Below are 13304 nucleotides of genomic sequence, written 5' to 3' on the forward strand. Positions count from 1 at the left end.
GGACGGATCGTGCCAACCAAGGTTGGCACCTACCAAAGGCAGTTCCAGGACTGGCCCGAGTGATCCTCTTACGGTGGGTGCCGACCGTTGGTCGGCACAATGCCAGAGGGGTGGGGCTCCTGCTGGGGCACTGGTGTCTGAGGGAGAGTGCGGACCAACGGTCCGCACCCACCAAGGGCAGATTCCAGGCCCTGAGAGCAGGTTGCAGCCTCCCCTGAACCAATCACCGCCCGCGCGACACTGCGTCGCATCTACCCCCTGCCACAGGGCGCGAAAAAGGGGTAAAATGTCGCGCTTCCCCACATCTCGGGTATGCCGATGCTGCGCATCCAGGCTGAAGCACTCACTTACGACGACGTCTCGCTCGTCCCCGCCCATTCGACCATCCTGCCCAAGGACGTCAACCTCGAAACGCGGTTGACTCGCGACCTGAAGCTGAAGCTTCCGATCCTGTCCGCAGCCATGGATACCGTCACCGAAGCCCGCCTGGCCATCGCCATGGCCCAGCTCGGCGGCATGGGCATCATCCACAAGAATCTCAGCCTGGAACAGCAGGCCGCGGAAGTGGCCAAGGTCAAGAAGTTCGAGGCCGGTGTCATCCGCGACCCGATCACCGTCGGCCCGGAAACCACCATCCGCGACGTGCTGGCCCTGACCCAGGCGCACAACATCTCCGGCGTGCCGGTGGTGGGCAGCGACGGCCTGCTGGCCGGCATCGTGACCCACCGCGACATGCGCTTCGAGACCGAGCTGGACGATCCGGTCCGCCACATCATGACCAAGAAGGATCGCCTGATCACGGTCAAGGAAGGCGCCGCCTCCGACGAAGTGCTGCAGCTGCTGCACCGCAACCGCATCGAAAAGGTGCTGGTGGTCAACGATTCGTTCGAACTGCGTGGCCTGATCACGGTCAAGGACATCCAGAAGAACACCGACTTCCCGAACGCTGCCAAGGATCTGTCGACCCGCCTGCTGGTCGGCGCTGCCGTCGGCGTGGGTGGCGATACCGATCGCCGCGTGGAAGCGCTGGTCGCCGCCGGCGTGGACGTGATCGTGGTTGATACCGCGCACGGCCACTCGCAGGGCGTTCTGGACCGCGTCAGCTGGGTCAAGAAGGACTTCCCGAACGTGCAGGTCATCGGTGGCAACATCTGCACCGGCGAAGCCGCACTGGCGCTGCTGGACAGCGGCGCGGACGCAGTGAAGGTTGGTATCGGCCCGGGTTCGATCTGCACCACCCGCGTTGTCGCCGGCGTCGGCGTGCCGCAGGTCACCGCCATTGATCTGGTGGCCGAAGCCCTGCAGGATCGCATCCCGCTGATCGCCGACGGTGGCATCCGCTACTCGGGCGACATCGGCAAGGCGCTGGCCGCAGGTGCTTCGACCATCATGGTCGGCGGCCTGCTGGCCGGTACCGAGGAATCGCCGGGCGAGACCGAGCTGTACCAGGGCCGTTCGTACAAGAGCTACCGCGGCATGGGTTCGCTGGCTGCGATGGAGAAGGGGTCGAAGGACCGCTACTTCCAGGACGCCGCCAGCGCCGACAAGCTGGTGCCGGAAGGCATCGAAGGCCGCGTGCCGTACCGCGGCCCGGTGGGCGGCATCATCCACCAGCTGATGGGCGGCCTGCGCGCCACCATGGGCTACGTGGGCTGCGCCACCATCGACGAAATGCGCACCAAGCCCAAGTTCGTGAAGATCAGCGGCGCCGGCCAGCGTGAGAGCCACGTCCACGACGTGACGATCACCAAGGAACCGCCGAACTACCGCGCCTGATGCGCTTGCGAACTGCTCTTGCGATTACGGGCAGCCTGCTGATGGCAGGCTGTTCGTTGTCCGAACCGCCGCCGCGCTCCGGGTCTCCGGGCGCGGCGGTTTCGCAATTGCAGGACGTGCAGGCGTGCCAGAACGCGTTCTCGCTGCCGAAGGGCTGGCAGGTGCAGGCCGCTGGCGAGCAGCGTTGGCTGCTGAAAGGCACCGGCGAGCGCCCGCTGCAGGTCATCCTGCGATGCGTTACCGATCTGGGTGACAGGCTTGAAGATCCTGTGGTCACCGCCGAGCTCGGGCCGCTGGAGCCGAAACGGATGAGCGCGCAGTCCGCGTTCTGGGGCAACGCCGTGGATTCCGGTTACCCGATGCACGCCATGCAACGGCGCATCGTGCCCGGCACCGAAGTGCAGGAAATCGCCGAGCTGCCGCGCGCTGACCGCTCCAACCCCAACACACCGCACAGCCTGCTGATGCTGCGCTGGGACGAGGAAGACCCCTCACATATTCAACAACGCGAGGCGTTCATCGCCACGCTGACGCAGAGCCTTGAAGCGCCGGGCGCTGCGAAAAACACCACTGGAACGGCACCATGACCAATATCCATAACGACAAGATCCTCATCCTCGATTTCGGCGCGCAGTACACGCAGCTGATCGCCCGCCGCATCCGCGAGCTGGGCGTCTACTGCGAAATCTGGGCGTGGGACCACAACCCGGCCGAGATCGCGGCGTTCGGCGCCAAGGGCATCATCCTGTCCGGTGGCCCGGAATCGACCACGCTGCCGGGCGCCCCGGCCGCGCCGCAGGAAGTGTTCGACAGCGGCCTGCCGATCTTCGGCATCTGCTACGGCATGCAGACCCTGGCCGCGCAGCTGGGCGGTGCCACCGAAGCGGCGGACCAGCGCGAATTCGGCCATGCCGAAGTGAACGTGATCAACCCTGATGCGCTGTTCAAGGGCCTGAGCGACCACGGCGGCGAGCCGAAGCTGAATGTCTGGATGAGCCACGGCGACCACGTCTCCGTTGCGCCGCCGGGCTTCACCATTACCGCCACCACCGACCGCATTCCGGTGGCTGCCATGGCCAACGAAGAAAAGCGCTGGTACGGCGTGCAGTTCCACCCGGAAGTGACCCACACCCTGCAGGGCCAGGCGCTGCTGCGCCGCTTCGTGGTGGACGTGTGCGGCTGCCAGACCCTGTGGACCGCCGCCAACATCATCGACGACCAGATCGCCCGCGTGCGCGAACAGGTGGGCGATGACGAAGTGATCCTGGGCCTGTCCGGCGGCGTCGATTCGTCGGTCGTGGCCGCACTGCTGCACAAGGCCATCGGCGAGAAGCTGACCTGCGTGTTCGTGGATACCGGCCTGCTGCGCTGGCAGGAAGGCGACCAGGTGATGGCGATGTTCGCCGAGCACATGGGCGTAAAGGTGGTGCGCGTGAATGCCGCCGACCGTTACTTCAAGGCGCTGGAAGGCGTGAGCGACCCGGAAGCCAAGCGCAAGATCATCGGCAACCTGTTCGTTGAGATCTTCGACGAAGAGTCGAACAAGCTGAAGAACGCCAAGTGGCTGGCGCAGGGGACCATCTACCCGGACGTGATCGAGTCGGCCGGCAGCAAGACCGGCAAGGCGCATGTGATCAAGAGCCACCACAACGTGGGCGGCCTGCCGGAGCACATGAAGCTGGGCCTGGTGGAGCCGCTGCGCGAGTTGTTCAAGGACGAAGTGCGCCGCTTGGGCGTCGAGCTGGGCCTGCCGCGCACCATGGTGTACCGCCATCCGTTCCCGGGCCCGGGCCTGGGCGTGCGTATCCTGGGCGAAGTGAAGCGCGAATACGCCGAGCTGCTGGCCAAAGCCGATGCCATTTTCATCGACGAACTGCGCAAGGCGGACCTCTACGACAAGACCAGCCAGGCGTTTGCCGTGTTCCTGCCGGTGAAGTCGGTGGGTGTGGTGGGCGATGCGCGCGCTTATGAGTGGGTGATTGCGCTAAGGGCCGTGGAGACGATTGATTTCATGACGGCGCATTGGGCGCATCTGCCGTATGAGTTCCTGGGGACGGTGAGTAATCGCATCATCAATGAGTTGCGGGGGGTGTCAAGGGTGGTTTATGACATCTCGGGGAAGCCGCCGGCTACGATTGAGTGGGAATGAGTTGAAAGAACGAGGGCGCCGAGAGGCGCCCTTGTTGTTTCTACATACGCTCGATTGCATCACTGACGTCCTGCCGTGGTCAGAGAGTTTACCTGCCTTGGAGCTCGGCTCTCGGCAGAAGGTGCCGAACTGACGATTGGTGCATGTTCCGACGGCGAGTAGCCCTTGAGAGCTTTATGGCCGGAGTAAGGCAAGGCACTCTTCTGAGCTTGTCAGTCAAGGGGATTGATCTTAAGATCGAAATTGCCTCTAGGTTGGATTGAGGTGGATTCCTTGCTTGATATTCTGGTTAATCCAAAAACTTAACCTAAAACGTGAAAACTCAATGGCCCGAGCTAAACTTCCCCAGCGAAAATCTGCGAATTTTACCGGTGAACAAATGCGGTCTGGTCTGAAAAAGATTGAGAGGCGTATTGCAGATTTGGAGGCATTCGACGTCGACTTGGTTGAGCAGCGATGGGATCCAGCGATTGAAGCTTTGGAGAAGAGGGTGAACAGTACTCTTCAAGATGTACTTGGACATGACACTGTTGAATATAGAGAGTATTCCATTGGGACCTTGGATACGCTTCCGTTAATTATGGGAGGGGGCCCCGATCCTCTTCTGAAGGTTCATGCTGGGTATCGGGAGGGAATTAAGAGGGAGCTGTTTAAGCTTAGGGCGCTTCGCGATATTTTTCAGGAGCGAATCGCAGACTCTGATGAGGCTTCTGCATTGGCCAAATCTACTGTGATTGGCCGTGAAAGCGCGCGGCGTGTTTTCGTAGTGCATGGCCATGATGACGGTCTGAAGGAAACTGTGGCCCGATACTTGTCCAAACTTGAAATGACACCAGTCATTCTTCATGAGCAGCCAAATCAGGGAAGAACTATAATTGAGAAGTTTGAGCGGCTTGCTGACGTTGATTTTGCGGTCGTTCTATTTACTCCTGATGACGTTGGGTATCCGGTTAATAAGGTGGAGCAAGCTAGGTCAAGGCCGCGTCAGAATGTTGTTCTTGAATTAGGGTTCTTTATGGGGGCGTTGGGTCGGCAGCGAGTCTGCGTTCTATACTCCGGGGATATTGAACTTCCTTCGGACTATTCGGGAGTCCTTTACCTTCCATTGGATCCGGCTGGTGCATGGCGGTTTTTGCTTGCTAAAGAGATGAAGGCTAGCGGTATTGAGGTTGATTTAAATAATTCCGGTTAATTGCATGGGTATTGAGAGCGCTGGCGAAAAGCGTCGATTCGCTCCTCTGTGTTTGCAATTAATTTAAGCTAGGGAAGCTGTTTTTACTGGAAGGGTGCTTGGTATGTCTTCGTATTCCAAGACGTTGAATGATGAATTGGATTGGAAGCTTCTTGATCAGCTTCATGTCGCTGTGTCTCAATTCAGTGGTTTTTGTTTTGAGATCAAGAAGTTTTGTGTTACGACGGGGTTCGTCGTAATTTCATTGATTGCCACCCTGCAAAAGTCAATCGATGCGTCGATGTTTGTTGCAGGAGCTGTTGTTGCGGTTTGTTTTTGGATTCTTGATTCTACGGCTTACTATTATCAGGTTAAGATTCGCGGTCGCATGGAGGAGATACGGAGGAATCTTCTTGAAAGGGGTTCCGAGAAAGAGTCTCTTCCGAAAGGTTCGAGGGCGTCGGAAATAATTAGTGTTGAACGAAGCAAAGGGAATGCATTCAAGTTGATATTTAAGGCTGGTTTCAATAGTTCAATGTGGATTTACGCGATAATTTTGATGGTTAATCTGGTGGTGTTTATTCTGCACTTGGGCGGGCTTGTGTCGTGAGGTTGTTCGTTTCATATACGCGGAGAGATGGATTTGTAGATGACGAAATGTTAAAGGCGCTCTATGATTCACTGCGTAGCCACTGTAAGCCATTTATACATTGCGTTCTTCAGCATAACCTTCGTTTTCAGCAGCTTGGCGTAGTTTCGGCTCTATTGCGATCGGACGTGTTCCTGTTGATCCAGACTCCTGGCTGCTTGAAATCTCCGTGGGTGCGAGCCGAGCTGGCGATCGCCAGAGCCTTGAGGTTGCCCGTGCATCGGCTTACCGCTGGTGAGTTGTGGCCAAATAGAGTATTTGATCCCGCATCCTTGTTTGTATTGAAAGAGCGCGGTGTAAGATAATCTTTGCTTCCACTTGCTTGAAGAGTTGCTGGATTCTTTGGGTTTCAGCATTAACAATTTCTTATTGATTCAGAGTTCTCTTGCGAGATTAATGCTGGTGAAGTCACCTGCGTGAGCGTACTTTCGCTCCTCAGCTAACATCATCGGACATTTCACTGGATCTAGATCTAGCGGATTTCCTCTCGTTGTGGCCTAACCTCCACAGCAGCCCACTCAACCAGCCCCCGGCACGCCAGGAACAACCCATCCACAACCCCCTCATCCAAATGCCGCTCCGGGTCCGCTGCCACCCGGCAGCGGTCCGCCGCGTGCAACAGCTCCAGCACGGTCAGCGCGCCGACCATCGCGCGCTCGCTCCTGGCCAGACTCACGCGACGGCCGGGTGATACGTCGGTTTCCGGCCAAGGATGCCCATCTGCACCCTCGCAGCCGCGCATGCGCTTGAGGATGCCGAGGAGGTAGTTCAGGTCGGGAAGGGGAGTATCGTCGTTGATGGGCTCAACAGCGGCGTACGAGGAGAAGGTGTCGGGTTCGTTCATGGCGTCGGTTTCCTTGGCTGTGCTTAACAGCGCCACCGCGTGAGCGGGTGGCGGACGATGCGTGGCTGCAAACCGGTTGATGCTGCGCAATTGGCCGGTGAGTCCGAAGACTCCCACGCACCGCCCGCCATAAAGGCCGACGGATTGCCCCCCGGCACCGGTTAAGGACGGTGCCGACGGGCAAGCGTAAACAACGTGCGCGTGCATCAAGCGGGTTTGCAGACCCGTTGCCACCCGTTGTCGGTGGCGCGCCATGGTGTTTACGCGGTCGCTCTGAATGCCAATAGAAATTCGCGAAGGAATCTCTGAATCCGAGAGCGAAGAACTATTGTTGCACGCACCAATCGTGCAACACGCGACGCCAACAGCCGCATTCGCGCAGCTGGTCTGTCGATAGCGAATCAAAGTGGCGCAATCGCCCACGCCACAAGCGAATAGCGCGACAGCCTTCTTTACAACAGTTCTTAGTCCGCTTCGGCAGGCAGCGGCGCGCGACCGATCGCACAGCCCGAAAATCGGTTCAAACCCGACACCGTAACAAGCTCACAGCTTCACCCAACGCCATCCTCACCCGCATTCCCCACCAACAACTCAATCATCGCCCGTGCCGCCGCCGACTGCCGCCGATGCGGCGCATAGATCACCGAGAACGGCCGCGACCGCCCGCGCAGCTGCGGCAACACCTCCACCAGCTCCCCACGCTGCAACCGCTCGCGCACGATGAACGCATAGCTCTGGCAGATGCCGATGCCCTGTTCGGCCAGCGACACCACGCCCAGCACATCGTCGGAAGTCTCGATGGACGAACGCGGCAGCCAGTCCACGTCGCGCCCGCCGTCGCGGAAGATCCACGGCGCCAGCCGCCCGGTGCGCGGCATCACGAACGGCAGGCACAGGTGCTGCTGCAGGTCGTCCAGCGTCTGCGGCGTGCCGCGGCGCTGCAGGTAGTCCGGCGCGGCCACCAGCAGCAGTGGCGCGTCTTCCAACTTTCGCGCTACCAGCCCGCTGTCCGGCAGCTGGCCCAGGCGGATGGCCAGGTCGAAGCCTTCGGCCACCAGGTCCACGTTGCGGTTGGTGATGTTCAGTTCCACCTGCACCTGCGGGTACTGCTGCGCAAAGCGCGCCAGCACGGGCGGCAGCCGGTAGTGGCCATAGGTGGTGGGCACGCTCAGGCGCACGCGGCCTGCCAGTGCGCCGTCCTGGGCCAGTACGTCGACGCGTGATGTGGACAATGGAAGAGCAATGCCTGCACCGGCACAGACTCGAGAGCCAGGTACACGGCACGGTGGTGATCGCTGGCTGGATCGCTTTCTACAACCAACTGAGTGCGTCGGAGCTTCCGCCAGGAGCGGGCGCTGTACAGGCTCTTCCTCACCCAGTACGCCGCCCGTGACCAAGCCCAACGTGAGGGATTCGCCAAGGGGAGACTTGCCTACTGAGTATTCACCGACGAAGAGAACGAGCGGATTCCGAACTTCTACACCCCCCCGTCAATGATTTCGTCGACAGGCTGGAGTCCGCCCGGATCATCCGGCAGCTGACGGCGTCCAGCGGCGAGTGCGAAGTCCTTCCGCCGGCCCCGCAGTCTGGTTCCCGCGGGTCTACGTGGATCCGGGCAATAATTCCGGCTGCCGATCGTCCCCGCTAGTCGCCCTTTAGGTCGGTGGCCCCTACAATCGAGGGCTGGACGGAGCATGATGCCGAGCATGTCATTGATTTCAGATGGTGTTGGAGTCTTGTCGCGTCCATTTCTTCCTTCGATTTTCCGCTTTTCAGGATCCGGATTCGTGACCGCACTTGAGACCCTACTCGACACCCTCCGCCAGAGCTCGATGACCGAGCGCGAAAAGGGTACCTATTTCGAGGACCTGATTCTCGCGTACCTGCGCAACGAGGCCACCTATAAGGACCTCTATCGCCAGGTGTGGACCTGGGCCGAATGGGCGCCCACGCACGGCTTCAGCGCCAAGGACGACGGCATCGACCTGGTCGCTGAGGAAGTCGGCACCGGCGCGATCCACGCCATCCAGTGCAAGTTCTACGACCCCGATTACCGGCTGCAGAAGAAGGACATCGACAGCTTCTTCACCGCCTCGGGCCGCAAGCCCTTCGCCCACCGCGTCATCGTCAGCAGCACCGATCACTGGAGCGACAACGCCGAGAACGCGCTGATCGACCAGCAGCCGCCTGTCAGCAAGATCACTCTGCATGACCTGGAAGCCAGCCAGATCGACTGGGCGAAATTCCAGCCGAAGGACGCCGTTGCGCTGAAGCCGAAGAAGTCGCTACGCCCGCACCAGGAATCCGCGCTCAAGGCCGTCACCGCCGGCCTGGCGGATGCCGACCGCGGCAAGCTGATCATGGCCTGCGGCACCGGCAAGACCTTCACCAGTCTCAAGATTGCCGAAAGCCTGGCCGGCAAAGGCGGGCGCGTGCTGTTCTTGGTGCCCAGCCTGTCGCTGCTGCAGCAGACCCTGACCGAATGGACCCAGGAAAGCGCCATCCCGCTGCACAGCTTTGCCGTGTGCTCGGACAGCGACGTGGGCAAGAAGAAGGGCCGCAAGGAGGATGACGCCGTCCAGACCCTCGCCCACGAACTGCGCTACCCGGCCACCACCGACGCCCGTGCACTGGCGAAAAGCGTCGGTGCGCGCAGCGACGACACCCACATGACCGTGGTGTTCAGCACCTACCACTCCATCGAGGTCATCCACGACGCCCAGCAGCAGGGCCTGGCCGAGTTCGACCTGATCGTCTGCGACGAGGCCCACCGCACCACCGGCGCCACGTTTGAAGGCGATGACGAATCCGCGTTCGTGCGCGTGCACGACTCCGCCTACATCCGCGCTGCCAAGCGCCTGTACATGACCGCCACCCCGCGCATCTACGGCAACGAGGCTCAGGCCATCGCCGAGCGCGACAATGCCACCCTGTACTCGATGGACAACGAGGCTTGGTACGGCAAGCAGCTGTTCGTCATTACCTTTTCCGAGGCCGTGAAACGCGGCCTGCTAGTGGACTACAAGGTCATCGTGCTGGCGGTGGAAGAAAGCCACATCAACCGCAAGCTGCAGGCCCTGCTGAAGGACGAGAACAACACCTTGCGCGTGGACGATGCCGCCAAGATCGTCGGCTGCTGGAAGGCGCTGGCCAAGGTGGGCCTGCACGAAACCGGCAGCGAATCGCCGCAGCCCATGCAGCGCGCCGTGGCGTTCTGCCAGGTGATCGAGCCGGGCAAGGGCGGCAAGACCCACAAGGTCAGCTCCAAGGAGATTTCCGGCATGTTCCAGGCCGTGGTCGAGGCCTACCAGGACGCCGAAGACATCGAGGACAGCGCCCGCCTGACCTGCCAGGCCGAACACGTGGACGGCGGCATGAACGCCGGCGAAAAGGAAGCCAAGCTGGACTGGCTGAAGGCGCCCACGCCGCCGGACACCTGCCGCGTGCTGTCCAACGTGCGTTGCCTGTCCGAAGGTGTGGACGTGCCCGCGCTGGACGCAGTGCTGTTCTTAACCCCACGCAACTCGCAGGTGGACGTGGTGCAGTCGGTCGGCCGGGTCATGCGCAACGCGCCGGGCAAGCAGCGCGGCTACGTGGTGCTGCCGGTGGTCATCCCCGCCGGGGTGGAGCCGGAGCAGGCGCTGGACGACAACAAGACCTACGCCGTGGTCTGGCAGGTGTTGCAGGCCTTGCGCAGCCATGACGACCGCTTCGACGCCATGGTCAACAAGCTGGACCTGGTGGGCCCGGATCGCAGCAAGATGGAAGTCGTCGCTATTGCCGACACCATCCAGCGCAAGACCGCCCGGCTGACCGACACCGGCGAGGCCAAGGCCGCCAAGGCCAAGGGCAAGTACGCCATTGGCGAAGCGCCGGCCGGCTACGAAGCCGAAGTGCAAGGCGAGTTCGCCTTTGAAGTGGGCGAGATCGAGCGCGCCCTGTACGCCAAGGTGGTGGAGAAATGCGGCAACCGCCACCACTGGGAAGAATGGGCCAACGACATCGCCAAAATCGCCCAGACCCATATCGACCGCATCAAGGCCCTGCTGGCCGACCCGGCGCACACCACCGCCCGCAACGCCTTCGACGCCTTTGCCGCCGAACTGCGCGATGACCTGAACGACAAGGTCAGCGATGCCGAAATCATCGAGATGCTGGCCCAGCACCTGATCACCAAGCCGGTGTTCGACGCGCTGTTTGCCGATTACAGCTTTGCCAGCCACAACCCGATGAGCAAGGCGATGCAGGCGGTGCTGGGCGTGCTGGAAGGCGAACAACTGCACAAGGAAGCCAGCACCCTGCAAGCCTTCTACGACAGCGTGAAGCTGCGCGCCGAAGGCATCGACAACGCCGCCGGCAAGCAGAAGATCGTGGTGGAGCTGTACGACAAGTTCTTCCGTAACGCCTTCCCCCGCATGACCGAGCGCCTGGGCATCGTCTACACCCCGGTGGAAGTGGTGGATTTCATCCTGCACAGCGTGGACCACCTGCTGCAGAAAGAGTTCGGCCAGACCCTGGGCAGCAAGCACGTCCACATCCTGGACCCGTTCACCGGCACCGGCACCTTCATCACCCGGCTGCTGCAGTCCGGCCTGATCAAGCCGGGCGAGCTGGCCTACAAGTACAAACACGAGCTGCACGCCAACGAGCTGGTGCTGCTGGCCTATTACATTGCCGCCGTCAATATCGAGGCGACGTATCACGAACTGGCCGGCGGCGATTACGTGCCGTTCGAAGGCATCCTGCTGACCGACACCTTCCAGATGTACGAGAAGGACGATCTGGTCGATGCGCTGCTGGTGGACAACAGCCAGCGCCGCAAGCGGCAGAAGGCGCTGGATATCCGCGTGATCGTGGGGAATCCGCCGTATTCCATCGGCCAGAAAAGCGAGAACGACAACAACGACAACGTGGCCTATCCGGCGCTGGATGCGCGCATCCGCGACACCTACGCGGCGCGCTCGGATGCGACCCTGTCGAAGGGGCTGTACGACAGCTACATCCGCGCCATCCGGTGGGCCAGTGACCGCATCGGCAATGCCGGCATCATCGGCTTCGTCACCAATGCCGGCTGGCTGGAAGCCAACACCGCCGATGGCCTGCGCCAGTGCCTGGCCGAGGAGTTTTCCAGCTTGTATGTGTTTCATCTGCGCGGCAATGCACGCACTTCGGGTGAAGCCCGACGCAAGGAGAAGGACAATGTGTTCGGAGGCGGCAGTCGCGCTCCCATCGCCATCTCGCTGCTGGTCAAGAACCCACAGGCGACGGAGAACGGCCGCATCTTCTTCCACGACATCGGCGACTACCTGAGCCGCGAGGACAAGCTGGAGAAGATCGAGGCCTATGCCAGCATCGGCGGCATTCCCGAACAGGATTGGCAGCGCCTCACCCCGGATGCGCATGGCGACTGGCTGAAGCAGCGCGATGATAGTTTCGGGCGCTTCATCGTGCTGGGCGACAAGAAGGGCGATGCCGCAAAGCTGTTCGATAACTTCTCACAAGGCGTGCTGACTGCGCGAGATGCCTGGGCCTACAACCAAAGCAAAGCCAAGCTCGCAGCGAATATGGCGGGCATGATCGGCTTCTACAATGCCGAGGTGGCACGTTTCGATGCCGCGTATCCGGGGCTAGATAGCAAGGCTCGACAAGAGCGCGTGGACAGCTTCATCAATAGCGACCCGACGCGGATCAGTTGGACGCACAACATCAAGCAGGATCTGGTACGGGATCATCGCTACGCGTTCGAGATCGGGAGCCTCGTGCCCAGCCTGTATCGCCCGTTCACGAAGCAATGGCTGTACTTCAATCGCCGCTTCAACGAAAGGGTCTATCAGATGCCGCGCATCTTCCCGGATGCCGCGGCGGAGAACTTGGTGATCTGTGTTTCCGGCACGGGAGGAGTCAGTGACTTCTCGGCGACCATTTCGCAGACGCTTCCCAACTACGACTGTTTGGCCAAAGGCCAATGCTTACCGCTTTACCTCTACGACGAAGTAGCCCAGCAATCCGATGACGGCCTGTTCACTGGCCACGCCGGCAACGGCCCACGCCGCCGCGACGCCATCACCGATGCAGGCCTCGCCCACTTCACCAGCGCCTACCCGGGCGAGGCGATCAGCAAGGAAGACCTGTTTTATTACGTCTACGGCCTCCTGCATTCGCCCGACTACCGGCAGCGTTATGCCGACAACCTGGCCAAGGAACTTCCGCGCATCCCGCGCGCGCGGACGGCACAGGATTTTTGGCACTTCAGCCGGGCCGGCCGCGACCTGGCCGCGCTGCACCTGAACTACGAAACCGTCGCCCCGTATCCGCTGACCATCGACACCAAGGGCCCGCTACTTGAGGCCGATTATCGCGTGGAGAAGATGAAGTTCGCCAAGGTCAAGGACCCGGCGACCGGCAAATCCGTCAAGGACCGCAGCACCGTGGTCTACAACACCAAAATCACCCTGCGCGACATTCCCGAGGCAGCCTGGGGCTACATCGTCAACGGCAAGGCCGCGCTGGACTGGGTGATGGAACGCCAGGCCGTGCGCGTGGACAAGGACAGCGGCATCGTCAACGACGCCAACGACTGGGCCATCGAGACCATGCACGATCCGAAGTACCCGCTGGAACTGTTCCAGCGCGTGGTCACCGTCAGCCTCGAAACCCAGAAGATCGTCGCTGCGTTGCCACCGCTGGATATCCGTGAAGACGGCTGACTCCCACA

Annotated in this window: 7 protein-coding genes and 1 pseudogene; 6 read left to right on the forward strand and 2 right to left on the reverse strand. The window is 61.1% G+C overall.

Going from position 1 to position 13304, the window contains the following annotated elements; genetic code table 11:
* Positions 1–318 precede the first annotated feature (318 nt).
* The 5 genes from guaB to V3B30_RS13920 all read left to right on the forward strand — a co-directional run bounded on the left by guaB (position 319) and on the right by V3B30_RS13920 (position 5706).
* Positions 319–1776 carry an IMP dehydrogenase gene (guaB, locus tag V3B30_RS13900; protein ID WP_329809679.1) on the forward strand — a complete coding sequence of 486 codons (1458 nt, stop codon included), beginning with the start codon at positions 319–321 and terminating at the stop codon, positions 1774–1776.
* A gap of 107 nt (positions 1777–1883) precedes the next feature.
* Complete coding sequence (locus V3B30_RS13905; RefSeq protein WP_315973638.1) at positions 1884–2363, forward strand: hypothetical protein; 480 nt, start codon at positions 1884–1886, stop codon at positions 2361–2363.
* On the forward strand, positions 2360–3925 hold the full coding sequence (guaA, locus tag V3B30_RS13910; RefSeq protein WP_142234605.1) for a glutamine-hydrolyzing GMP synthase: 1566 nt from the start codon (positions 2360–2362) through the stop codon (positions 3923–3925). Before V3B30_RS13905 ends, guaA begins: the two co-directional genes overlap by 4 nt.
* Before the next feature lie 277 nt (positions 3926–4202).
* A complete protein-coding gene (locus V3B30_RS13915; protein WP_329809670.1) occupies positions 4203–5117 on the forward strand; it encodes a nucleotide-binding protein in 915 nt (304 codons plus the stop codon).
* A 103-nt stretch (positions 5118–5220) separates the two neighbouring features.
* Complete coding sequence (locus tag V3B30_RS13920) at positions 5221–5706, forward strand: hypothetical protein (protein WP_262084177.1); 486 nt, start codon at positions 5221–5223, stop codon at positions 5704–5706.
* 511 nt (positions 5707–6217) lie between these two features.
* On the opposite strand, the gene V3B30_RS13925 is transcribed toward V3B30_RS13920, so the two are convergent.
* Positions 6218–6589 (reverse strand): hypothetical protein, encoded by a 372-nt coding sequence (locus V3B30_RS13925; protein WP_262084178.1) that lies wholly within the window; start codon positions 6587–6589, stop codon positions 6218–6220.
* Positions 6590–7140: 551 nt separating this feature from the next.
* Positions 7141–7803: pseudogene (locus V3B30_RS13930) on the reverse strand (substrate binding domain-containing protein); the annotation flags it as partial.
* Between the two features lie 573 nt (positions 7804–8376).
* On the opposite strand from V3B30_RS13930, the gene V3B30_RS13935 reads away from it, so the two are divergent.
* Positions 8377–13296 (forward strand): type ISP restriction/modification enzyme, encoded by a 4920-nt coding sequence (locus tag V3B30_RS13935; protein ID WP_262083108.1) that lies wholly within the window; start codon positions 8377–8379, stop codon positions 13294–13296.
* The last annotated feature ends 8 nt before the right edge of the window (positions 13297–13304 follow it).

The organism is Stenotrophomonas sp. SMYL41 (assembly GCF_036319965.1).
Taxonomy (GTDB): domain Bacteria; phylum Pseudomonadota; class Gammaproteobacteria; order Xanthomonadales; family Xanthomonadaceae; genus Stenotrophomonas; species Stenotrophomonas maltophilia_R.

Coding starts and splice junctions, on each gene's coding strand:
- guaB (WP_329809679.1), top strand. CDS start 319: ATGCTGCGCATCCAGGCTGAAGCACTCACTTACGACGACGTCTCGCTC.
- guaA (WP_142234605.1), top strand. CDS start 2,360: ATGACCAATATCCATAACGACAAGATCCTCATCCTCGATTTCGGCGCG.
- V3B30_RS13920 (WP_262084177.1), top strand. CDS start 5,221: ATGTCTTCGTATTCCAAGACGTTGAATGATGAATTGGATTGGAAGCTT.
- V3B30_RS13925 (WP_262084178.1), bottom strand. CDS start 6,589: ATGAACGAACCCGACACCTTCTCCTCGTACGCCGCTGTTGAGCCCATC.